Raw genomic sequence first — 21,169 nt, 5'->3', positions numbered from 1 at the left:
CTCGGCAGCGATTGAAAACTCAAGAGGGGCTGATCGGTTTCGACTAAGGTCGTTCGATTCAGGTGAAGCGGGTAGAGGATCCAGGGTTATCTCTTAAACGATCTCTGGAAACCAACAAGTGCCGATTCAAAGCGCACTGACTTCGCCCTCGCTGCTTAAGCGATAGGTGAAGGGCTGGTCCGGGGGCGTTCCCGCTCCGGATTGCCAGTCTCATTTAGGGGACTTGCTGGTCACACGGCGTCGCAGCGTGTGATCGGGACTTTTCTGCGACTGAGCCTGTCGGCGACGCGTCCGTTCGAGTGCCGGGGCTGAGAAAAGCGATTAGACGGACTGCACCCGGAGAAGCCCTGACTCAGCGCCATAGGACCGGGGTTCGATTCCCCGCAGCTCCACGAATGAGAATTGCCCCCCGCCACCCCCGTTCTTGGGGTGGCGGGGGGCAATTCTCATTCATCGACAGTGCAGTGAATCGAGTCGGGCCCCTCCGACACAGCGCCCCACCGCGGCGAAGCCGCCACCGGGCGCTGTCAGCCCAGGGATCCCCGCAGCTCCACGAAAGACGAAGGCCCCCACCACACCTGTTCTGGGTGGTGGGGGCCTTCGTCGCGTGACGACGATGAAGCGAAGCCGCCCCCGCGCACTGCCATCAAGGGTCCCGGTCAGGCGTGGGCCGAGGCCATGATCTGGTAGGAGCGGATCGATCCCTCGATCGGGCCGGGCCCGTAGCGCGCGAGCAGAGCCTCGGTCGCGATCGCGGTCGCCTGCACGGGCGTCATGCCCCCCTGCTTCTCGATGACGCCTCGCAGCGGCGTCCCCTGGCAGAAGACGAGCGCCGCCTCCTCGGCCGTCGTACGGCTGACGGACTCGACGGGGTCGAAGCTCAGCGTCGTGAAGCCGGCGGACTCGACGTCCGATCGGATCAGATCCGGATCGGCGTAGCCGTGCGGTGTGCGACTCATGAAGCTCAGGGCGGGATCGGGGACGACTGCGATGAGCGCTGCCTCGACGACGTGCGCGATCTCGTTGTGCTCGATGTCGTCCCAGACGTTGAAGGCGAGGTGACCGCCCGGCCGCAGCACGCGCCGTGCCTCGCGGTGTCCCGCGATCCGGTCGGGGAAGAACATCACGCCGAACTGGCAGGCCACGACGTCGAAGGAGTCGTCAGGGAACGGGAGTGCCAGGGCGCTGGCCTGCTGGAACTGGACGGGCGAGGCGTCGCCGATGCGCTGTCGTGCCCGCTCCAGCATCGGTGGGTTGAGATCGGTCGCGGTGATCCGCGCACGGGGCATGCGGTCGACCATCGCCCGCGTGAGGGCGCCGGTGCCCGCAGCGGTCTCCAGCACGTCGTCCGGACCGATCCTGGCCACGGCATCGGCCAGCAGGTCGGCGGCACCCTGGAAGATCATCGGCACCAACAAACGGTCGTACAGGTCAGGGATCTCGCCGACGAAGTCGGCATCAGAAGCGGTCACGGCGTCTCCTGTGGCGGTGCCGCGGACCACGATCTGGGTCCGCCGGGGGCCTTGCCGCGACCCCGTGCGCCGAACGTACTCCCTGTCGGGCCCGGCTGGGAAGATCCAGCGCCCTGACATCGCAGGCACGGCGGGCGATCCGCACGTATCGTCGAGGTATGTCTCCCTACACCGATGCCAAGATCGAAGAGTCGCTCGAGTCATTGCCCGGCTGGTCGCAGGAGGGAGAGGCGATCGTCAAGACGTTCCAGTTCGCCGACTTCCGCACCGCGCTGAACTTCATCAATCGCGCGGCCGGGCCGATCGAGGAGATGGACCACCACCCGGAGTGGACCAACGTCTACAACCGGGTCGACATCCGGCTCAGCAGCCACGACGTCGGTGGGGTGACGGGCCGCGACATCCAACTGGCCACGGTGCTCGAGCGGGTGGCGGACGCGACGATCTAGGTAGACGCCTAGGCCCAGAGGTTGTCACCGAACTTGAACCAGATCGCGGCCGCGATCGCGATGTACCAGAGGATCGCGATCAGCAGGGTCCAGTCGGAGACGAAGCGGCTGAGCCGATTGGCCGGCAGGTAGGTCCGCAGGTTTCGCGCCGTGGTCCACACGAAGACCGGGATCATGACGCTCCAGACCACCATGCACCAGGGGCACAGCTTCTGGATCTCGTAGATGCTCTGCGACTGCAGCCAGGTCACGAAGCCGATGCCGAACAGCACGCCCGCCTGCAGACCCAGCCAGACGAAGCCCGGGAGCCGTACCCGTGCGACCAGCAGCACCCCGAGGGTTGCCAGGACAGCGAACGCCGCGACACCGATCAGCGGGTTGGGGAAGCCGAACGCCGAGGCCTGGTCGGTGTTGATGACACCACCACAGCTCACGAACGCGTTGAGGTCACAGCCCAGCGTCTCGTCGGGATTCTCCAGGAAGCTGATCTTCTCGACGACCAGGATGGCGGAGGACAGCAGCCCGATCACGCCGCCGATCGTCAGCAACCAGCCCAGACCCGGGCTTGCCCCGTCGAACGCCGCGAGATCTTCGTCGTGGTCGAGGTCGTCGTGCCGGGCGTCTGCGGGGGCCTGCTCTGTCATACCGGTGATCCTAGAGTCCGCGCGCAAAGTTCGATCGGTGGATCTGTGGTCAGGCGGGTCACAGTGGGTTACTGTTTCGCATACCAACGGTATGCGGAAGGTCATCATGAGTGTGGACAGCGCGGCAGCAGGGCATGTGGACGTCATCATCGTGGGCGCAGGTCTGTCCGGAGTCGGAGCGGCGTATCGCCTGCAGACCGAGTGCCCGGGCAAGTCGTACGCGATCCTCGAGGCGCGCGACGCGGTCGGCGGCACGTGGGACCTGTTCCGCTATCCCGGCGTCCGCTCGGACTCGGACATGTACACCCTGAGCTTCCCCTACCGTCCGTGGAAGAACCCCAAGTCGATCGCGGACGGACACGACATCCGCTCCTACATCGAGGGCGCCACCACTGACTACGGCATCGACTCGCACATCCGCTTCGGTCACCGGGTCGTGTCCGCCTCGTGGTCCAGCGACGACGCCCTGTGGACCGTGACCTCGGTGGTCGACGGCTCCGAGACGGTCCTGACCGCGAACTTCCTCTACCTGTGCTCGGGCTACTACAGCTACGACGGTGGATACACCCCGGAGTTCCCGGGTCTGGAGTCCTTCGAGGGACAGGTCATCCACCCCCAGCAGTGGCCGACGGACTTGGACTACGTCGGCAAGAAGGTCGTGGTGATCGGCAGCGGTGCCACCGCAGTCACGCTCGTCCCGTCGATGGCCGACGACGTCGAGCACATCACGATGCTCCAGCGCTCGCCCTCCTACGTCATGGGGCTCCCGGCCACCGACAAGGTCGCCGACTTCTTGCGCAAGGCGCTGCCCGACGGCATCGCCCACCGCACCATCCGGCGCATCAACGCCGGTTTCTCGGTCGGGATGTACCAGTTCTGCCAGCGGTTCCCCAAGGCGTCACGCAAGCTTCTGTTGAAGGGCGTCCGCAAGCAGCTGCCCGAGGGGTATGACGTCGAGACCCACTTCTCGCCGAAGTACGACCCGTGGGACCAGCGACTGTGCATCGTCCCGGACGGCGACCTGTTCCGTTCCCTGCGTCAGGGCAAGGCCTCCATCGCGACGGGGCACATCAAGCAGTTCACCCCCACAGGCATCGACCTGGAGTCAGGGGAGCACCTGGACGCCGACATCGTCGTGACCGCGACCGGTCTGCAGGTCGTGGCGTTTGGTCAGCTCGCCCTGGAGGTCGACGGCATCGCGATCGACCCGCACGACCTCTACGTCTACAAGGGCATGATGTTCAGCGGCCTGCCCAACCTGGCCTGGTGTGTCGGCTACACCAACGCCTCGTGGACGCTGCGCGCCGACCTGACCTCGCAGTACGTCTGCAAGCTCATCAACCACCTGGACGCCAAGGGATACGCCTTCGGCATGCCCAGTCCGGTCGGTGCAGCCGGTTCGGAGCGTCCGCTGCTGGACCTGACGTCGGGCTACGTCCAGCGCGTCGCCAGCACCCTGCCCAGGCAGGGCTCTTCGTCGCCGTGGACGATCCGGCAGAACTGGTTCCTGGACTCCTACGACATGCGGCGCACCGACCTGGAGCAGGACATGGTCTTTGCCGCGCGGGTCGCCGTGCCGGTGCCGGTGCCGGCCTGACGGCTCACACCTGGCAGTGCGGGCACCAGAAGATGTTGCGCTCGGACGTCGGCTTGTCGCCGAGCGTGCCGTGGCGCAGCGGTGTGCGACAGCGGCGGCACCGGGCCCGCTCGCGGCGGTAGACCCAGCGCTCCTCGCCGTGCTTGGTGCTGCCGGTGAACGACCGCTCGACACGTGACTTGTTGACGTCAAGCATGCGTTGACCCCGTGACAGGACGCGCCGCACGTCGGCGACCTCGCCGACCGGACGGGTCGGCGCGAGCCCCATCAGGAACAGCAGCTCATTGACGTACTCGTTGCCGAACCCGGCGACGTTGCGCTGGTCGAGCAGTGCGAGGAAGACCGGCCGTTCGCCGACCGCAGTGACCCTGTGTACGGCTTCCTCGATGTCCCAGTCGTGGCCCAGGAGGTCCGGGCCCAGGTGCCCGACCGCCGCCTGCTCGTCGTGCCGGTCCAGCACTTCGAGGATGCCCAGCGAGTAGCCGATCGCCTGCCACTCGTCGTTCTCCAGCACGGCACGAGCGGTGTGGCCGGGTCGGCGCCAGTCGGTGTCGAGGCGCTGGACGTGCCACGCACCTTCCATCTTGAGGTGCGAGTGGATCGAGTGAGTCGTGGTGCGGATCAGCAGGTGCTTGCCTCGGCTGACAACCTCGTCGACGGTCTGACCGCTGAGGTCCACGGTCGCGTGTGCCGGCACGCGGAAGTCGGTGCGGGTCAGCACACGATCGGCCAGTGCCTCGTGGAGGTGGTGCGCGGTGCGCCAGACCGTGTCGCCCTCAGGCATCGAGCCGCAGTCCCTTGATCGTGGGCTCGAACCCGGCCTCGAGCAGTGCCGAGCCGAGCGGCGTCGATGAGACCGGGTGACCATCGGCGGTCTCGATCGAGAGGCGGCTGATCCGCCGGGCCCGCACCGTGGACACCAGTGACGCTGCGGCCGCAGCGATCCGCACGGGATCCTCGTCGAGGACCAGGGCCTTCTTGCCGCCGCGCTCGAGATAGAGCACAGCTCGGCCGTCGTGGAGCACGACGAGGGAGCCGGCCTTGCGGGCCGGGCGGTGCCGACTCGCCCCCTCGTCGACGGGGCGCTCGGGCCACGGCAGGGCCGCGCCGTAGGGATTGGCCGGATCGGTGGCCGCAAGGGTCAGGGCGGGGCTCTGGCTCGGGCGGTCGTCCTCGCTGACGTGGCCACGCATGCGGTCGACCGTGGCAGGCGCGGCGAACTGTGCGGCACCGAGGGTCTCGATGTAGTAGCCACGCAGCACCGCGCCAGTCTGCTCGAGCTCGCGCAGGACGCGGTAGATGCCGGCAAAGCCGCCGGGCGTCTGTTCGGCCATGACCGATCCGCGGGTCACCACGCCGTAGCGGCCCACGAGGGCTTCGGTGCGAGCGAGCTGACGACTGGTCGGGTCCGTGGTCGTCTCGGTGAGCGCGAACCAGCGGCCGCTGACAGTCGGCGGCCCCTGCGTCGCGACCCGAGGCGAACGGGCCCGACGACCGTGGATCCGCGCCCGCGGGGCGGATCGGGTCGTGCGGTGGGCGCCGCCACGTCCGACGAGCGAACGCACCGGGGCGAAGGTGTCGTTGCTGACCCGGCCGGCCCACGCGAGGTCCCACAGTGCCTGGGTCAGCGCGCCATGGTCGTCGGTGCCCACGGCGTCGGCGAGCTGGCGGAATAGGAATGCACCACCACCGGTCAGCGCCTCGATCACGGCGTCGTGCAGTGGCCCGGGCTCGATCTCCTGGGCACCTGCGGCGCGCAGCACCAGGTCGGCGGGGTGCAGCTGCACCCACCCGTCGTTGCCCGGCAGGGTGCCGGCGCCGGACCACATGACCTCGCCCGCCGTCGTGAGCTCGTCGAGCATTGCGGGGGAGTAGTCGCGCACCCGAGCCGGCAGCACGAGCGACTCCCAGGCGGAGGCCGGCAGGGCCAGCCCTGCGAGCTGGTCGATCGCCGAAAGCACACCGTCGGCGCCACGCAGTGTGCTGCCGACGCCTTGCCATGAGGGCAGGAAGCGCGCATAGGTCAGGGGCTCGACCGGCTCGACCTGGTGCCGGGCCGCAGCCAGCGATCGCGACCGGATCCGGCGCAGAACACCGGGCTCGACCCACTCGCTGCCAGTCGCCTGAGGACGGAACTCGCCCTCGGTCAGCCGTCCGTCTCGCGCCAGTCGGCGCAGGACCTGCACCGCGACCGCACTGCCGAGCCCGAACCGGGCGGCAACCTCGTCGGTCGTGAACGGGCCGTGCGTGCGGGTGTGCCGCGAGATCAGGTCGGTCAACGGGTCGGCAGTGACCTCGAGGAAGGCCTCGGAGATGCCCATCGGGACCACAACCCCCAACGCGTCGCGCAGGCGGCCAGTGTCCTCGACCACGGCCCAGCGCACCTCTCCGGCCATCGCGATCTCGATGGCCCGGCGGGCATCCTGCAGCTCGGCCAGCCATGGCGCTGCGTGCTCGACGACCTCGGGTCGAAGGCGGGCCGTGACCTCGGCGGTCGTCAGCGGACCGAGCATGCGCAGCAGGTCGGCGACGCCTTCGACGTCCTTGGCCCGGCGATCTGGCGTGAGTCGCTGCAGCTCGAGCTCGGTGTGCTCCAGGACCTCGGGATCGAGCAGCTCCCGGAGCTCGGCGCGGCCCAGCAGCTCGGCCAGCAGCGTCGGGTCGAGCGTCAGTGCGGAGGCTCGCCGCTCGGCCAACGGTGTGTCTCCCTCGTAGAGGAAGGCGGCGACGTAGCCGAACAACAAGGTCTGGGCGAACGGCGACGCGCGCTCGGTCGTGACCTCGGCGATGCGAACCTCCCGCGAGGCCAGCCTGCGGGTCAGCGCCATCAGCGCCGGCAGGTCGTAGACGTCCTGCAGGCACTCGCGGGCCGTCTCGAGCAGGATCGGGAAGGCGGGATACTTGCGTGCGACGTCGAGCAGCTGGGCTGATCGCTGCCGCTGCTGCCACAGCGGTGCCCGTGACCCGGGATTGCGACGGGGGAGAAGCAGCGCCCGGGCTGCGCACTCACGGAACCGGGAGGCGAACAGGGCCGAGCCGCCGACCTCCTCGGTGACGATCTTGTCGAGGTCGTCACCGTCGAAGACGAAGAGCTCGGCCCCCGGGGGCTCGGTCTCGGTGTCAGGGATGCGAGCGACGATGCCGTCGTCGCTCGCGACGACCGAGCCGTCCATGCCGTAGCGCTCGATGATCCGCGCCGCGACGGCCAGCGCCCACGGAGCGTGCACCCGTCGCCCGAACGGGGAGTGCAGCACGACCCGCCAGTCGCCGAGCTCGTCGCGGAACCGCTCGACCAGCAGGGTGCGGTCCGACGGAACCTGCCCCGTGGCCTCACGCTGGTCGCGCAGATACGCGCCGAGGTTGTCCGAGGCGCGGCGGTCCAGGCCAAGGCCCGACATGCGTTCGGCCAGCTCGTCGGCGCCGAGGCCCGACGCCTCGCGCACGAAGCCACCGATCGCCTCGCCGAGCTCGTAGGGGCGGCCGATCGCATCGCCCTTCCAGAACGGGAGCCGGGCCGGCTGGCCGAAGGCCGGCGTGACGATGACTCGGTCGTGGGTGATCTCCTGAATCCGCCAGCTCGTCGCGCCGAGGGCGAACACGTCGTTGATCCGCGACTCGTAGACCATCTCCTCGTCGAGCTCGCCGACCTTGCGGCTGCCGGACTCATCGGTGCCGGCGGCGAGGTTGACCGAGAACATGCCGCGGTCGGGAATCGTGCCGCCGCTGGTCACCGCCAGCCGCTGTGCCCCCCGACGGCCGGTGATCGTGCCCGCATCACGATCCCAGACCAGTCGAGGACGGAGCTCGGCGAACTCGTCAGAGGGGTAGCGACCCGACAGCAGGTCGAGCGTCGCGTCGTAGGCCGAGCGGGGCAGGGTTGCGAACGGTGCACTGCGGCGGACGGTGTCGAACCACTCCTCGACGTCGACCGGCTCGAGAGCCGTGACCGCGACGGTCTGCTGCGCGAGGATGTCGAGCGGGTTGGCGGGCACGTCGAGGCGCTCGATCAGGCCCTGCTGCATGCGCGACGTCGTGACCGCGGCGCCCAGCAGATCCTGCCGTGAGGTCGGGAACGTGACGCCCTGCGAGATCTCACCCACCTGGTGACCGGCCCGGCCGACCCGCTGGAGCCCGCTGGCGACCGACGGCGGCGACGACACCTGGATCACGAGGTCGACGGCGCCCATGTCGATGCCGAGCTCGAGGCTCGACGTCGCGACGACGCATCGCAGGCGGCCGGACTTGAGCTCGTCCTCGATCAGGGCGCGCTGCTCCTTGCTCACCGAGCCGTGGTGCGCCCGTGCCAGCACCGCCTCGGCGCCGGAGGACTGGGCGCTCCCGCCCATGAGCTGGGCCGCGGGCCGTCCGGAGTCGGCTGGGGTCGCCTCGGCCTCGGTGTGAACCGCGTAGGCCTCGTTGAGTCGCGCCGTGAGGCGCTCGGCGACCCCGCGGGAGTTGACGAAGATGATCGTCGAGCGGTGCGCGAGCACCCGGTGCATCACGGCCTCCTCGACATGGGGCCAGATGCTGCCGCGGGGCTGCTCGTCGTCCAATGAACGCGCGCCGCTGCCCTCGTCCCGCCGTGGTGCTTGGATCTTGGTCATGTCGTCGACGGGCACCTCGACCTCGAGCGCGAGCCGGGTCGGCGACTCCGGCGCGACGACCGTGACCTTGGCGGAGCCGGCCAGGAATCGTGCCACCTCGTCGTGCGGTCGCACCGTGGCGCTCAGCCCGATCCGGCGGGCGGGCCTGTCCAGCAGTGCGTCGAGCCGCTCGAGGGACAGTGCGAGATGAGCGCCGCGCTTGGTGCCGGCGACGGCGTGGATCTCGTCGATGATGACGGTGTCGACGGTGCGTAGCGTCTCGCGGGCCGCGGAGGTCAGCATCAGGAACAGCGACTCGGGCGTCGTGATGAGGATGTCTGGCGGGTGAGAGACCAGGGCACGGCGATCACGCTGTGGGGTGTCGCCGGAGCGCACGCCGACCGTGACCTCGCGGAACTGGTCTCCGCGCCGGGCGGCGGCCCGGGTGATGCCGACCAACGGTGAACGGAGGTTGCGCTCGACGTCGACGGCGAGTGCCTTCAGCGGGGAGATGTAGAGCACCCGGGTGCCGACCGACTCACCCTCGTGCATCAGCCGGTCGATCGAGGACAGGAAGGCCGCGAGGGTCTTGCCCGAACCGGTCGGGGCGACCACCAGGACGTGGTCGTCGCCCGCCACGCCGTCCCACGCGCCGAGCTGTGCTGGCGTCGGAGCGTCGAAGGACTCGGCGAACCACTCGCGGGTCGCCGGGGCGAATCTGCTCAACGGACCGCTCATGGCTCCATCGTCCCAGCCGGCACCGACATCCGCTCGTGATGCAGCAGCTCGCCCCGGCCGGCCACTGGTCGTCGCACACCCAGGAGGCCCTCCGACGACGCGACCAGGGCGGACAGCGCGGCGCTACGGCGCTGCGCAGGCGGCATGGTGCATGCTGACGGCATGAACTTGCGCCTGCTCGTCGTGGGGTCCGCCGTGGCACTCACGCTGACTGCCTGTTCGTCTTCCGACGGGAGCACTGAGGCGGCCATGCCCGAACCCTCCAAGGGCGCCAGCGCCGAGCTCGTCGAGATCTCGCCGTTGACCGGTCTCGCGCTGCCGAACGGCAGGCCCGACAACCCCGTCTTCATCGTCAAGATCGAGAACACCGCAGGCGGCGCTCCGCAATATGCGCTCGACCAGGCCGACATGGTCATGGAGGAGCTCGTCGAAGGTGGGCTGACCCGCCTTGCCGCGTTCTACTACTCGACCCTGCCGGCGAAGGTCGGCCACGTGCGATCGACGCGGGCGACCGATATCGGCATCGCTTCGCCGGTCGCCGGCCAGCTCGTGGCGTCAGGAGGAGCGTCGGGCACCAATGCGCGAATAAGGAGCGCCGGCATCACGGTGTTCTCCGAGGACGACGGCGCGCCGGGCTTCAGCAGCGACCCCGCCAAGGTCCGCCCCTACAACCGGCTGATCAATCTGCAGACCGTCGCCGCGAAGGCCAAGGTGACCACGATCAACGGGACGTACCTCGAGTGGACGCCCAGCTCGTCGAGCGCGGCTGAGCCCACCCCCACGCCGACCGGCAGCGTCGCGACGTCGGCGAAGACCGCCACGCAGGCGACGGTGCGGTTCTCCAACTCCACCGCGACGGGTTGGAAGCTTGTCGACGGCAAGTGGCAGCGGACCAACGGGCACGCCGAGGCGGGCCACGACCTCCGCGCCAAGACCATGATCGTGATGTTCTGTGAGGTCGGCGACGCCGGCTACACCGATCCGGTGGGCAACCCCGTGCCGGAGACCAAGCTCGAGGGCACCGGCCGGGCGATGGTGTTCAACGGCAAGACGGTCACCGAGGTCACCTGGCTCAAGCCGAGCCTGGACGAGCCGATCACGTTCCGGGGTGCGGACGACAAGCCGGTCACGATCGATCCGGGCAAGGTGTTCTTCGAGCTCGTGCCCAAGGACGGCGGCTCGGTCAACCTCGGCTGAGGTCAGCCGACCGTCGGCAGGCTGCGCAGACCCGCGAGCAGGGCGCCGATCGTCGACTGGACCTCATCGCTGGCGGCATCCGGATCCTCGGCATCGGCGACATATTCAGATGCCGATCGGATGGCTCCGTAGAACACGACCGCGAAGGCCTCGCCGAGCCCCTGGGTGTCACCTAGGTCGCCGAGCAGATCGTCCACGACTCGCTGGACGATGCCGAACGATGCTGCGCGCTCGGCCTCCTGCCAGCGCTCGTGTCCCAGCGCGACCGGACCTTCCTGCATGCAGATGCGACGGAACTCTGGCTCGCGACACACCTCGAGGAACTTCTCCAGACCGATCTGGGCTCGCTCCCACGGATCCTTCGACGCGTTGATGGCCTTCTCGATGTCGGAGGTGGTGCTTTCCTGGACGCGGAGGAAGACGCTCTCGAACAGCGCCAGCTTGCTGGGGAAGTGGTGGTACAGCGCGCCCTTGGTGACCCGCGCGGCGGCGACGACCTCGTCGAGCGAGGTGCCGGCATAGCCGTGATCGGTGAACAGGATCGTCGCATTGTCCAGCAGCGCCCGCTTGGTGCTGGAGGAATAGTCCTGACGTCGTGACGTCTTGCCACGAGCGGTCCGCAGGACCGTCTTCGTCACCCGTGTGTGGTGTGCCATGCCGGGAAGTCTACGGGTCGGTAGCGGCGTGGGCGGGATCACATACCGACAGTTTGCCAAGAACGACAGTATGCAACATACTGAGAGTACGTACCGAGGGTATGTGGCCCTCGATTCGACGGAACAGAAAGGAGCACACCATGACCTGGGATGCTTACAACCGTCGCAAGGAAACACTGCGTGACATGCTCGCGATCGCCGATGAGCGCCGCGACGTCACCCTGACCGAGCTGCTCGACACGCTCGACGGAGACCACCTGGCCTTCGCGAACGAGACCGAGCTGCTCTTCGACCTGCAGATGGCATGGTTCCAGCGCCTCAGTGGCCAGATGGACCGCCTCGTCACGGAGGGTCAAGAGACCCCCGAGCTGATGGCCGTCACTGCTTGGGTCGACACCGCGGCACAGATGCCCGGCGCTCGCGCCTTGCTCGACTCACACCGCAACGACCCTGCACTCGCCAAGGCGTTCGCCAAGGAGCTTTCCTTCCTGGCGATGTCCGCCGGAGTGCCGATGAACCACCCGGATCGCACGGATCACGGCCGCCGCATCATGGACTCCGCTCGCGAGTCCGCGATCACGCCGGTCGTCAGTGTGAAGGAGCCGGCCGACGAGTCGCAGCACGGACTCATGGCCAGGCTGCGCAGCGTCATCGCTGCCTGATCCGGTCCACGATCACCCCGCTCGGCGCCTCCCCTCCCTCTGGTGCCGGGCGGGGTTGCGTGTTTCTGGGTCGCTTCAGCCCTTCGCGCGACGGGCCGCGATGCCCGCGATCTGCCGTTCGACCTCGAGGTCGATAGCCTCACGGAACTCGCTGCGGAAGATGCCGAGCGTCACCTGGCTCGCGATCGGGAGCAGGCTCTCCACGACGCTGATGATGCGCGGCCAGTCGTCCTCGGGGAGGCCCGCGTCGATGAATGGCTGCACCAGCTCGTCGACCACCTCGCGGACGAACTCGTCCGCGATAGTCCGCAGGTGCGTCCGCAGCAGCGGGAACAGCGCGATCACGGTCTCGGGTGCGACTCCCAGCGTGACCGCCGCAGCGCCGGAGCGGACGACGGTCGGCTCGACGAGCCTGACCCGGTCGCCGTCGAGCTTCTCCACCAGTCCCACGCCCACGAGGGACTCGATCAGGGTGTCGTCACGGTCGACGCCGGCCAGCGCGGCGAGATCATCGCGCGACATGATCTCCGCCTCCGCACCAGTGGGTTGGTCCAGGATCGTCATGAGGTCGAGGGTGTGGCCGGCGACGCTCTGCGGTGCGTTCAGGACGGCCTTCTCGATCGCCGCGAGGGTGAATCCGCGTTCGATCAGCTGTCGGATGAGCTGCAGCCGCTGCAGGTGTTCTCGGTTGTAGTATCCCGTGCGCCCCTCCAGCCGCGGCGCATCGATCAGGCCCCGACCGGCGTAGGCGCGGACGTTGCGGACCGTCATCTGGGCTCGCGAGGCGAGCTCGTCGACGGTGTACTCGTCGGCTGTCGTGGGGTCGTCGGACATGCACGAATCATATGGCGACGCCGAGTTGCTGCCGCAGTGCGGATCGAGGGGGCATCATGGAGGCATGGACACGCTGCGAGGCAGGTTGCTGGTGGCCACCCCGGCCATCGAGTCGGGCCCGTTCCTGCGCAGCGTCGTGTTCCTCCTCGATCATGACGTCGACGGTGCGCTGGGCGTGATCGTCAACCGCCCCCTCGACTCCGAGGTCGACGACGTGTTGCCGGACTGGGCCGGGCTCGTCAACGCCCCGGTGTGCCTGTTCGAGGGTGGGCCAGTCGCGATGGACTCGGCCCTGGCTCTCGGTGTGATCGCCGATGTCGCACCGGCCGGCTGGCGGCAGATGGCGGGTCGGGTGGGGCTGGTCGACCTCGAGGCCCCTCTGCCCGGGCACGGTGAGTTCACCGGGCTCCGGGTGTTCGCGGGTTACGCCGGGTGGGGTGCCGATCAGCTCGAGGCCGAGCTCGAAGAAGGCGCGTGGCTCGTCGTCGACGCCCTCGACACGGACCTGACCTCGCCCCAGCCCGAGACGTTGTGGCGTGAGGTGCTGCGCCGACAGGACGATGATGTGAGGTTCTGGACGACATTCCCCGATGACCCCTCGGCCAACTGAGTTCGACTCGTTAGACTGACGACGTGGCTTTCTTCGGACGTGGTGCAGAGACGGTGGTCGACGAGCGCACGGACATGCGCACCGAAGAGGGAGACCACGAGAAGTTCTCGCACTACGTCCCCAAGGACGAGCTGACCGAGGCCATGATCATGGGCAATCCGGTTATCGCGTTGTGCGGCAAGGTGTGGATCCCGAGCCGTGATCCGGAGCGTTTTCCGGTGTGCCCGGAGTGCAAAGACATCTGGGAGAGCATGAGCGACGACAAGGGAGACCCGTCGGGTGACGCGTAGCCAGCACCTCCGGGTCTGGCAGCGTGAGGCGTTCGAGCAGTACCAGCGCGCCCAGCCGCGCGACTTCCTGACCGTCGCCACGCCGGGCGCCGGCAAGACCACGTTCGCCCTGACGATCGCCGCTGACCTGATGGCCCGCGGGCTGATCGAGCGGGTCGTGGTCGTCACCCCGACCGACCACCTCAAGACGCAGTGGGCGTTGGCCGCCTCCGGCATCGGGATCATGCTCGACCCGGCACTGGCCGGCTCGGGCGTCCTGGGTCGTGACTTCCAGGGCTTCGCCGTGACCTATGCCGGGCTCGCGGTCAACCCCAACGCCTACCGCGCGCGCATCGAGCACCGCGCGACGATGGTGATCCTCGACGAGGTCCACCACGCCGCTGACGCGCTGTCGTGGGGCGACGCGGTCCAGGAGGCGTGCGAACCGGCGGTCCGCCGCCTCGCGCTGACCGGCACGCCGTTCCGCTCCGACGACAACCCGATCCCGTTCGTCACCTACGCGCCGCAGGTCGACGGCACCGTGACCAGCGTCGCCGACTTCTCCTACGGCTATGGGCACGCGCTGAAGGACGGCGTCGTGCGCCCGGTGCTGTTCATGGCGTACTCCGGCCAGATGCACTGGCGCACGCGGGCGGGAGACGAGGTCGCCGCGCGACTCGGCGAGCCGCTGGACCGGGCCGCGACGGCGCAGGCCTTGCGCACGGCTCTCGACCCCAACGGCTCGTGGATTCCCGAAGTCCTGACCGCAGCCCACACGCGGCTCATGGAGGTGCGCCGCGACGTTCCGGACGCCGGCGGCATGGTGATCGCGAGCGACCAGGACACCGCAAGGCAGTACGCCGCCGTGCTGACCGAGATCACCGGGACGAAGCCGACCGTCGTTTTGTCCGACGAGGCCGGCGCCAGTGCGCGCATCGCCGAGTTCTCGGCTGGCATGACGCAGTGGATGGTCGCGGTTCGCATGGTCAGCGAGGGTGTCGACGTCCCGCGCCTCTCGGTGGGTGTGTACGCCACGACGACCTCGACCCCCCTGTTCTTCGCCCAGGCTGTTGGCCGATTCGTGCGGGCTCGACGCAAGGGCGAGACGGCCTCGATCTTCGTGCCGAGTGTGCCGCGACTGCTGATGCTTGCCTCCGATCTGGAGGCCCAGCGCGACCATGTCATCGGGCGGAAGGTCAAGGACGAGGACGATCTGTTCGCTGCCGAGGACCGGCTGCTCGCGAAGGCCAACGAGGAGCTGGGCACGGCTGACCAGCTCGGCGAGTATCGCGCACTGGCCAGCGATGCCTCGTTCGACCGGCTCGTCTACGACGGTGGCGAGTTCGGCTACGACGCGCTGTCCGATGACGACGGCGAGCTCGACTTCCTCGGCATCCCCGGCCTGCTCGACCATGACCAGGTGGCCGAGCTGTTGCGGACGTCGCGGGCCAAGCGCGCCAAGGCCAAGGGCGCCGACGCGCGACCCGCGGCCGATGTGGCCTTCGAGAAGCGCAGCGAGCTGCGTCGTGAGCTGCACGCGCTGGTCGGTGCCTGGCACCACCGGACCGGGGCGCCGCACGGTGTCACGCACAACCGTCTGCGTTCGCAGTGTGGTGGCCCAGCGGCTGCCCAGGCCTCGTCGGCGCAGCTGCAGGAGCGCATCGACGCGATCCGGACCTGGGCGCTGAAGGCCTCGGGCTGAGCCCTAGGCGCGATTGACCCGGCCGGCGCGCGGGCACCCGGCTACGCTCACGGGCGTGACCTCCTCGATGGCGCCGCGCACGCGGCTGTTCGCTGCCCTGCTCCGTCTCTCCGAGAAGGGCATCGAGGACGTCGTCGACCTGCCCGCACATCGCGCCAAGCGGGCCCGCCTGCAACGCTCCTTCGCCGGCCGGTTCATCTTCGGCCGCGCGGATGGCCAGGCCGGGGTCGACGAGATCACGATCGGCACGGGAACGCGCGCCGTGGTGCACCGCCCGCCGGGTGCTATCGGTCCGCTGCCGTGCGTGCTCAACTTCCACGGCGGTGGATGGGTGCAGGGCAACCCCGAGCAGTCCGCGTGGATGGCGAGCCGCATCGCGCTGCGCTGCAACGCTGTGGTGATCTCACCGACGTACCCGCTCGCGCCGGAGCAGCCGTTCCCGAGCGGCGTCGAGGCTTGCTGGGAGACGTTGTCCTGGCTTGTCGAGCACGCCGACGAGGTCGGCATCGACCCGCAGCGGATCGCGGTCATGGGAGACAGTGCGGGGGGCAATTTGGCCGCTGTCGTCGCGCTGCTGTCCCGTGACGCGGGCGGACCGGCACTGCGTGCGCAGGTGCTGATCTACCCCGGCACCGAGATGTACGACCGGTGGCCCTCGGAGGACCGCAACGCCGAGGCGCCCGTCCTGACCTCGGCCAACATGCGGTCCTTCGCGCGGCTCTACATGGGCGAGCGCTACGGCGACGAGGACTTCCGCGCCTCGCCGGTCCGTGCCACGTCGCACGCCGACCTGCCGAAGACATTCATCCTGACCGCTGAGCTGGATCCGCTGCTCGACAACGGTACGCACTACCGGGATGCACTGGTCGCGGCCGGGGTGCCGGTCCGCTACGCGGAGTACTCCGGTGCGATCCACGGCTTCATGAGCCTGCCCGGCGTCGTCCCGGCGGCCAGGCGGGCGCTGGACGACATCGTCGACTTCCTCAAACAGACGGTCTGACCTTTGTGACAGTGTCGCTGTCACGGTAGGGTCTGGCCATGCGACGTGACCATTGGCAGCGCAGGATCGCCGAGCTCGACCCGGAGACCGACTACGAGGAGATCGGGCGGATCAACGCGATGCACGAGTTCCCCTGGGACTCGCAGCAGGCGCTGAGCTTCGCGCTGTTCCGCACGTACGCCGTGCCGAGCATCGGCCAACTCCTGTACGACACGGGGGAGTTCGCCAGCGCCACCCAGAAGCGGCACGACGACACGGCAATCCTGCTGGAACGGATCGCCGAGACCGGCCTGGAGTCCAGCGAGGGTCGGGCCGGAGTGCGACGGGTCAACCAGATGCACGGCAGCTACGACATCTCCAACGACGACATGCGCTACGTCCTGGCGACGTTCGTCGTCACCCCGGTGCGCTGGATCGAGCGCTACGGATGGCGCCGAGGCACGGCGGCGGAACGACTCGCGACGGTCCGTTACTACCAGCGTCTGGGCCGGCTGATGGGGATCACGGACATCCCGGCCGACTATGAGGGATTCGCCGAGCTGATGGACGCGTACGAGCGTCAGACCTACACCTTCGACGCCAAGGCGCGGGCCGTGGCCGACTCGACGCTCGACCTGTTCGTGACGTTCTATCCCCGGCCGCTGCGCGGCGCGATGCGGCGCTTCAGCATCGCGTTGCTCGACGACCACCTGCGCGTCGCCTTCGACTATCCGAAGCCGGCTCGTGTCACGAGCGCGCTGGCGCACGGGTCGCTCAAGGCCCGCGGCCGGCTGGTCGGCCTGCTCCCGCCCCCGCGCAAGCCCAAGCTGCTCCGCGACACGCACCGGGTCCGCTCGTATCCGGGCGGCTTCATGATCGAGCGCCTCGGCACGTTTCCCTCGACGATGCCGGCGGAGACGGGCGAGCCGTCCGTCGGCTGACTGCGGCCCGGTGCCGTGACTTTGTGATGGACGTCTCGTTGTGACTCTCAGGTAACTTACGGAGGTCACGCAATGCGGCAGGTCACACGGCACCGGCACTTCTGGCCACTCACGGTCGCAGTGACCACGATCGCGGTCACGATGGGCAGCTTCCCGGCGTACGCGAGCTGGGCGCAGCAGTTCCACGGCGGAGTGGCCTCGACCGTCAAGGCCGCGGCCCCGATCGACGAGTCGAAACCGCACAGCCACAATGACGCCGCGACGAAGAACTCGGTGTCCCGCGCGCCACAGAGCGCCGGCACCGACGACCCCACGACCTTCACGCAGGCGATCAGCGGCACGAGCAGCGTCGCGGCCCAGCGCAACGAGCCGGATCCGCGACTCGTCCCGACGGCCTCCGCCGCTCCTCGGGCAACAGTGCCGCAGGATCGCTACGCGATGGCGGGCGGCTGCTACGCCCTGCAGTCCGCGGCCACCGGCAAGTGGGTCGTCCCCCAGGGTGGCGAGTACACCGCCAAGGGCGCCGCGATCTCCGACGCCGTCCCGTTCCACTTCCAGGCCACCGATCTCGGTTCCTATCTGCTGTACGGGCCGGGAAAGACCTTCCTCAGCGCCAACCTGCTGACCCGCCCCAGCGCGCACGGCTCGCCGAGCACGTGGAGCGACTGGACCGTGACCCAGGCCGGCTCGGCGTTCACCTTGACCCTGCCGAAGCACCACATCTCCCTCGGCACCGGATTCGGTGGCGCACTCGTCAACGGCACCGCGGCCCGATTCACGCTGCGGACCACGACGGGATGCGCCAGCTGGCCCGAGGTCGAGGTCGGCGTGACGGGGCAGCCGTTCGCCGGCGCCACGCCCTTCCAGGAGGTGCGTGGCTATCTCGATGCCCACACCCACGGCATGGCCTTCGAGTTCCTCGGCGGCGACGTGCACTGCGGTCGGCCGTGGCACCCGTACGGCGTGACGTACGCGCTCAAGGACTGCCCGGACCACACGCTGACCGCTGGCAGTGGCGCGCTGGTCGAGAACTTCCTCAAGGGCGGCACGATCGAGCCGCACGACACCGTTGGTTGGCCGTCGTTCAAGGACTGGCCGGCCCCGGAGTCACTGACCCACGAGGGCACGTACTACAAGTGGCTCGAGCGCTCCTGGCGCGGCGGCCAGCGCATCCTGGTCAACCTGCTGGTCGAGAACAACCAGCTGTGCACGGTGTATCCGCTCAAGCACAACTCGTGCAACGACATGGACTCGATCCGCCTGCAGGCCTCCGACATGCGCGCCTTCGAGCGCTACATCGATGCTCAGAACGGCGGCCCCGGCAAGGGCTGGTACCGGATCGTGACCGATCCGTTCCAGGCCCGCAAGGCCATCAACGAGGGCAAGCTCGCGGTCGTCATGGGCATCGAGACCAGCGTGCTGTTCGGCTGCTCGAGCAAGCTCGACCAGGCCCAGTGCACGACCGCCGACATCGATCGCCAGCTCGACGAGGTGCACGACCTGGGCGTTCGTCAGATGGAGCTCGTCAACAAGTTCGACAATGCGCTGTCCGGCGTCGCAGGTGACACCGGCACGGCCGCAGTGCTGATCAACGCGGCCAACTTCCTGGAGACCGGATCGTTCTGGGACATGCGCAAGTGCGCCGACGGCACGGCCCCCGAGGTCCACGACAAGGATCAGCTGGCGCCTCCGACGCTGGCTCAGGAGCAGGACGCGCTGTTCGGTGCGATTGCCGGACTGTTCATCCCGATCAAGCTTCCGCTGTACGCCTCGGGCCCGCATTGCAACGCGCGTGGCCTGACATCGCTCGGCGACCACACGATCGAGGAGATGGCCAAGCGCAAGATGCTCTTCGACCCGGACCACATGAGCGTCGTGGCCCGCTCGGCCTCGTTGGACCTGACCGAGAAGCTCGGCTACCCCGGTGTCGTCTCGAGCCACTCGTGGTCCACCCCCGATGCGTATCCGCGCATCTACAAGGCCGGTGGCGTCATCACGCCGTACGCGGGTGACAGCGCGGGCTTCGTCGAGAAGTGGCGCAAACACCTGACCTGGGCCGACCCGCGCTACTACTTCGGCTTCGGCTACGGCGCGGACATCAACGGCCTCGGCGCCCAGGGCGATCCGCGGGGTGCCGACGCGCCGAACCAGGTGACCTACCCGTTCAAGGGCCTCGGTGGCGTGACGATCGACAAGCAGGTCAGCGGCACGCGGACCTACGACATCAACGTCGACGGCGTCGCGCACTACGGGCTCTACCCCGACTGGATCGAGGACCTGCGCAAGCAGGGCGGCCAGGCGATCGTCGACGACATGGCCCGCGGTTCTGAGGCTTATCTCGAGACGTGGGAGCGCGCCGTCGGCGTCTCGAACGACGCCTGCCGCGACTCGAAGGTGCTCAAGAAGGTGAGCGTCCTCACGTCGTTGAAGGCCGGCACGAGCGTCAAGGACGTGCTCCTGAAGGCCGGGCAGCCGCACAGCCGGCTGGCGACGAAGTTCACGTACTGCGCCAAGAGCAGCGCCGGCAAGAAGGTCACCCGCACCGTGACGTTCAGCTCCGCCGGGAAGGTCACCAAGGTCGCGTAGGACGCATCAGGCACGGGAGGGAAGCATTGCCGAGGGTCGTGCGTTGCCCTTGAGGTGAGACTTTCCGTGCTTGACCTCGTTCCCGTACGCACCGACCAGACGACGGGTGACGCGCTCGCCGCGACCGTGTCGATGGCCCAGGTCGCGGACCGGCTCGGCTTCACCCGCTTCTGGGTCGCCGAGCACCACAACATGCCGGCCGTCGCCGCGACCTCGCCGCCGGTCCTGATCGCGATGCTGGGCGCCCAGACCGCGTCGATCCGACTCGGCTCGGGCGGCGTCATGCTCCCCAACCATGCACCGCTGGCCGTCGCCGAGCAGTTCGCCCTGCTCGAGGCCGCCAACCCGGGTCGCATCGATCTGGGCATCGGACGCGCGCCGGGCTCCGACCCGGTCACCTCGATGGCGCTGCGCGGTGCGGCCGGTCGGGACGACACGGACATCGAGAACTTTCCGCAGTACCTCGACGATGTCGTCGCGCTGATGGGCACCGAGGGCGTACGTGTCGCGGTGCCGCGCCAGGAGTACATCCTCAAGGCGACCCCGGCCGCCGCCAGCGAGCCACGGATGTGGCTCCTCGGGTCTTCGATGTACTCGGCGCACCTTGCGGCCGCGAAGGGCCTGCCGTACGTCTTTGCGCACCACTTCTCGGGCCAGGGCACCGCCGAGGCGCTCGAGGTCTACCGCTCGGAGTTCCGGCCCAGCGAGCTGGCTCCCGAGCCGGTCACGTTCTTGACCGTCAACGCCGCGGTGGCCGAGACCGAGGAGGAGGCCGCCGCGCTGATGCTGCCCAACCTGCACATGATGGCGCGGCTCCGCACGGGCCAGCCGCTGACGGCGCTCGACCTGGTCGAGGACGCCCAGGCGATCGAGCTGCACCCGCAGGCCCAGGCCATGGTCGAGTCGGGCCTGGCGCGTGCGGTCGTCGGGACGCCCGAGCGCGCGGCCGCGCAGGTCCGCGAGCTCGCGACGCAGTTCGGCGTCGACGAGGTCATGGTCAACCCGGTCGCCTCGGCCCGCCGGGGCACCGATCCGCGCACGGCGCCGGGTCGCGAGCAGACCCTCGAGCTGCTCGCGAAGGAGCTGCTCTAGCCACCACGCGGCTGTCCGCCGGGTCTTCAGCGGATGTTCACCTGACGATCGGGCGATGGTCAGGTGCGGCGGACACGCTGGCGGCATGACCCACCAGGTGCTCCCCACACGTCGAACGCTCCTGATCCGATCGATCTCCGGTCCCGCGGTCGTCGGCA

General features: G+C 68.8%; 18 protein-coding genes and 1 other RNA gene. 12 read left to right on the top strand and 7 right to left on the bottom strand.

What is annotated here, in order from left to right; all coding sequences use genetic code 11:
* Nucleotides 1–25: 25 nt before the first annotated feature.
* Nucleotides 26–395, top strand: a transfer-messenger RNA (tmRNA) gene (gene ssrA / locus C6I20_RS11040).
* Nucleotides 396–659: 264 nt separating this feature from the next.
* Here the strand turns inward: ssrA and C6I20_RS11035 are convergent.
* The gene (locus tag C6I20_RS11035) at nt 660–1,472 is read right to left on the bottom strand and encodes a class I SAM-dependent methyltransferase (protein ID WP_118396012.1); all 813 of its coding nucleotides are present in this window, start codon (nt 1,470–1,472) and stop codon (nt 660–662) included.
* Nucleotides 1,473–1,630: 158 nt separating this feature from the next.
* On the opposite strand from C6I20_RS11035, the gene C6I20_RS11030 reads away from it, so the two are divergent.
* On the top strand, nt 1,631–1,921 hold the full coding sequence (locus tag C6I20_RS11030; protein ID WP_118396011.1) for a 4a-hydroxytetrahydrobiopterin dehydratase: 291 nt from the start codon (nt 1,631–1,633) through the stop codon (nt 1,919–1,921).
* Between the two features lie 8 nt (nt 1,922–1,929).
* On the opposite strand, the gene C6I20_RS11025 is transcribed toward C6I20_RS11030, so the two are convergent.
* Nucleotides 1,930–2,565: a vitamin K epoxide reductase family protein gene (locus C6I20_RS11025; protein ID WP_118396010.1), complete on the bottom strand. Its 636-nt coding sequence runs from the start codon at nt 2,563–2,565 to the stop codon at nt 1,930–1,932.
* 106 nt (nt 2,566–2,671) lie between these two features.
* Here C6I20_RS11025 and C6I20_RS11020 point away from each other — a divergent pair, with 106 nt between their 5' ends.
* Nucleotides 2,672–4,162 carry an NAD(P)/FAD-dependent oxidoreductase gene (locus tag C6I20_RS11020; protein WP_118398833.1) on the top strand — a complete coding sequence of 497 codons (1,491 nt, stop codon included), beginning with the start codon at nt 2,672–2,674 and terminating at the stop codon, nt 4,160–4,162.
* Between the two features lie 4 nt (nt 4,163–4,166).
* Here the strand turns inward: C6I20_RS11020 and C6I20_RS11015 are convergent, their stop codons facing one another.
* The 3 genes from C6I20_RS11015 to C6I20_RS17130 are packed head-to-tail and all read right to left on the bottom strand — an operon-like array spanning nt 4,167 to nt 9,629.
* Nucleotides 4,167–4,946 (bottom strand): DNA-formamidopyrimidine glycosylase family protein, encoded by a 780-nt coding sequence (locus C6I20_RS11015; protein ID WP_118396009.1) that lies wholly within the window; start codon nt 4,944–4,946, stop codon nt 4,167–4,169.
* Complete coding sequence (locus C6I20_RS11010; protein WP_118396008.1) at nt 4,939–9,483, bottom strand: ATP-dependent helicase; 4,545 nt, start codon at nt 9,481–9,483, stop codon at nt 4,939–4,941. The genes C6I20_RS11015 and C6I20_RS11010 overlap by 8 nt, the downstream gene beginning before the upstream one ends.
* The gene (locus C6I20_RS17130) at nt 9,480–9,629 is read right to left on the bottom strand and encodes a hypothetical protein (protein ID WP_162891269.1); all 150 of its coding nucleotides are present in this window, start codon (nt 9,627–9,629) and stop codon (nt 9,480–9,482) included. Before C6I20_RS17130 ends, C6I20_RS11010 begins: the two co-directional genes overlap by 4 nt.
* A 16-nt stretch (nt 9,630–9,645) precedes the next feature.
* Between C6I20_RS17130 and C6I20_RS11005 the strand changes: the two genes are divergently transcribed.
* Nucleotides 9,646–10,680 (top strand): DUF3048 domain-containing protein, encoded by a 1,035-nt coding sequence (locus C6I20_RS11005; protein WP_162891268.1) that lies wholly within the window; start codon nt 9,646–9,648, stop codon nt 10,678–10,680.
* 2 nt (nt 10,681–10,682) lie between these two features.
* Here C6I20_RS11005 and C6I20_RS11000 read toward each other — a convergent pair whose 3' ends face one another.
* The gene (locus C6I20_RS11000) at nt 10,683–11,336 is read right to left on the bottom strand and encodes a TetR/AcrR family transcriptional regulator (RefSeq protein WP_118396006.1); all 654 of its coding nucleotides are present in this window, start codon (nt 11,334–11,336) and stop codon (nt 10,683–10,685) included.
* A 140-nt stretch (nt 11,337–11,476) separates the two neighbouring features.
* Between C6I20_RS11000 and C6I20_RS10995 the strand changes: the two genes are divergently transcribed.
* A complete protein-coding gene (locus C6I20_RS10995; protein ID WP_118396005.1) occupies nt 11,477–11,998 on the top strand; it encodes a hypothetical protein in 522 nt (173 codons plus the stop codon).
* Between the two features lie 75 nt (nt 11,999–12,073).
* On the opposite strand, the gene C6I20_RS17415 is transcribed toward C6I20_RS10995, so the two are convergent.
* Complete coding sequence (locus tag C6I20_RS17415; protein WP_216822867.1) at nt 12,074–12,832, bottom strand: MerR family transcriptional regulator; 759 nt, start codon at nt 12,830–12,832, stop codon at nt 12,074–12,076.
* A gap of 64 nt (nt 12,833–12,896) precedes the next feature.
* Between C6I20_RS17415 and C6I20_RS10985 the strand changes: the two genes are divergently transcribed.
* From C6I20_RS10985 to C6I20_RS10955, 7 genes are all read left to right on the top strand, one after another.
* Nucleotides 12,897–13,442, top strand: coding sequence for a YqgE/AlgH family protein (locus C6I20_RS10985; RefSeq protein ID WP_118396004.1), 546 nt, complete (start codon nt 12,897–12,899; stop codon nt 13,440–13,442).
* Nucleotides 13,443–13,516: 74 nt separating this feature from the next.
* Nucleotides 13,517–13,732: a DUF3039 domain-containing protein gene (locus tag C6I20_RS10980; protein ID WP_118398831.1), complete on the top strand. Its 216-nt coding sequence runs from the start codon at nt 13,517–13,519 to the stop codon at nt 13,730–13,732.
* Entirely contained in the window at nt 13,722–15,413 is a 1,692-nt protein-coding gene (locus tag C6I20_RS10975) for a DEAD/DEAH box helicase (protein WP_118396003.1), read from the top strand. Before C6I20_RS10980 ends, C6I20_RS10975 begins: the two co-directional genes overlap by 11 nt.
* Before the next feature lie 55 nt (nt 15,414–15,468).
* Nucleotides 15,469–16,413 (top strand): alpha/beta hydrolase, encoded by a 945-nt coding sequence (locus C6I20_RS10970; RefSeq protein ID WP_254052118.1) that lies wholly within the window; start codon nt 15,469–15,471, stop codon nt 16,411–16,413.
* 38 nt (nt 16,414–16,451) lie between these two features.
* On the top strand, nt 16,452–17,333 hold the full coding sequence (locus C6I20_RS10965) for an oxygenase MpaB family protein (protein WP_118396001.1): 882 nt from the start codon (nt 16,452–16,454) through the stop codon (nt 17,331–17,333).
* Between the two features lie 72 nt (nt 17,334–17,405).
* Complete coding sequence (locus C6I20_RS10960; RefSeq protein ID WP_118396000.1) at nt 17,406–19,919, top strand: hypothetical protein; 2,514 nt, start codon at nt 17,406–17,408, stop codon at nt 19,917–19,919.
* 66 nt (nt 19,920–19,985) lie between these two features.
* Nucleotides 19,986–21,011 (top strand): LLM class flavin-dependent oxidoreductase, encoded by a 1,026-nt coding sequence (locus C6I20_RS10955; protein ID WP_254052117.1) that lies wholly within the window; start codon nt 19,986–19,988, stop codon nt 21,009–21,011.
* Nucleotides 21,012–21,169: the final 158 nt, after the last annotated feature.

Source organism: Aeromicrobium sp. A1-2 (assembly GCF_003443875.1).
In the GTDB taxonomy this organism is placed as follows: Bacteria; Actinomycetota; Actinomycetes; order Propionibacteriales; family Nocardioidaceae; genus Aeromicrobium.
Note: the sequence above shows the minus strand (reverse complement) of the source record. Positions and strands in the feature narration are given on the sequence as shown.

Coding starts and splice junctions, on each gene's coding strand:
- C6I20_RS11030 (WP_118396011.1), top strand. CDS start 1,631: ATGTCTCCCTACACCGATGCCAAGATCGAAGAGTCGCTCGAGTCATTG.
- C6I20_RS11025 (WP_118396010.1), bottom strand. CDS start 2,565: ATGACAGAGCAGGCCCCCGCAGACGCCCGGCACGACGACCTCGACCAC.
- C6I20_RS11020 (WP_118398833.1), top strand. CDS start 2,672: ATGAGTGTGGACAGCGCGGCAGCAGGGCATGTGGACGTCATCATCGTG.
- C6I20_RS11015 (WP_118396009.1), bottom strand. CDS start 4,946: ATGCCTGAGGGCGACACGGTCTGGCGCACCGCGCACCACCTCCACGAG.
- C6I20_RS11010 (WP_118396008.1), bottom strand. CDS start 9,483: ATGAGCGGTCCGTTGAGCAGATTCGCCCCGGCGACCCGCGAGTGGTTC.
- C6I20_RS17130 (WP_162891269.1), bottom strand. CDS start 9,629: ATGCCGCCTGCGCAGCGCCGTAGCGCCGCGCTGTCCGCCCTGGTCGCG.
- C6I20_RS11005 (WP_162891268.1), top strand. CDS start 9,646: ATGAACTTGCGCCTGCTCGTCGTGGGGTCCGCCGTGGCACTCACGCTG.
- C6I20_RS11000 (WP_118396006.1), bottom strand. CDS start 11,336: ATGGCACACCACACACGGGTGACGAAGACGGTCCTGCGGACCGCTCGT.
- C6I20_RS10995 (WP_118396005.1), top strand. CDS start 11,477: ATGACCTGGGATGCTTACAACCGTCGCAAGGAAACACTGCGTGACATG.
- C6I20_RS17415 (WP_216822867.1), bottom strand. CDS start 12,832: ATGTCCGACGACCCCACGACAGCCGACGAGTACACCGTCGACGAGCTC.
- C6I20_RS10985 (WP_118396004.1), top strand. CDS start 12,897: ATGGACACGCTGCGAGGCAGGTTGCTGGTGGCCACCCCGGCCATCGAG.
- C6I20_RS10980 (WP_118398831.1), top strand. CDS start 13,517: ATGCGCACCGAAGAGGGAGACCACGAGAAGTTCTCGCACTACGTCCCC.
- C6I20_RS10965 (WP_118396001.1), top strand. CDS start 16,452: ATGCGACGTGACCATTGGCAGCGCAGGATCGCCGAGCTCGACCCGGAG.
- C6I20_RS10960 (WP_118396000.1), top strand. CDS start 17,406: ATGCGGCAGGTCACACGGCACCGGCACTTCTGGCCACTCACGGTCGCA.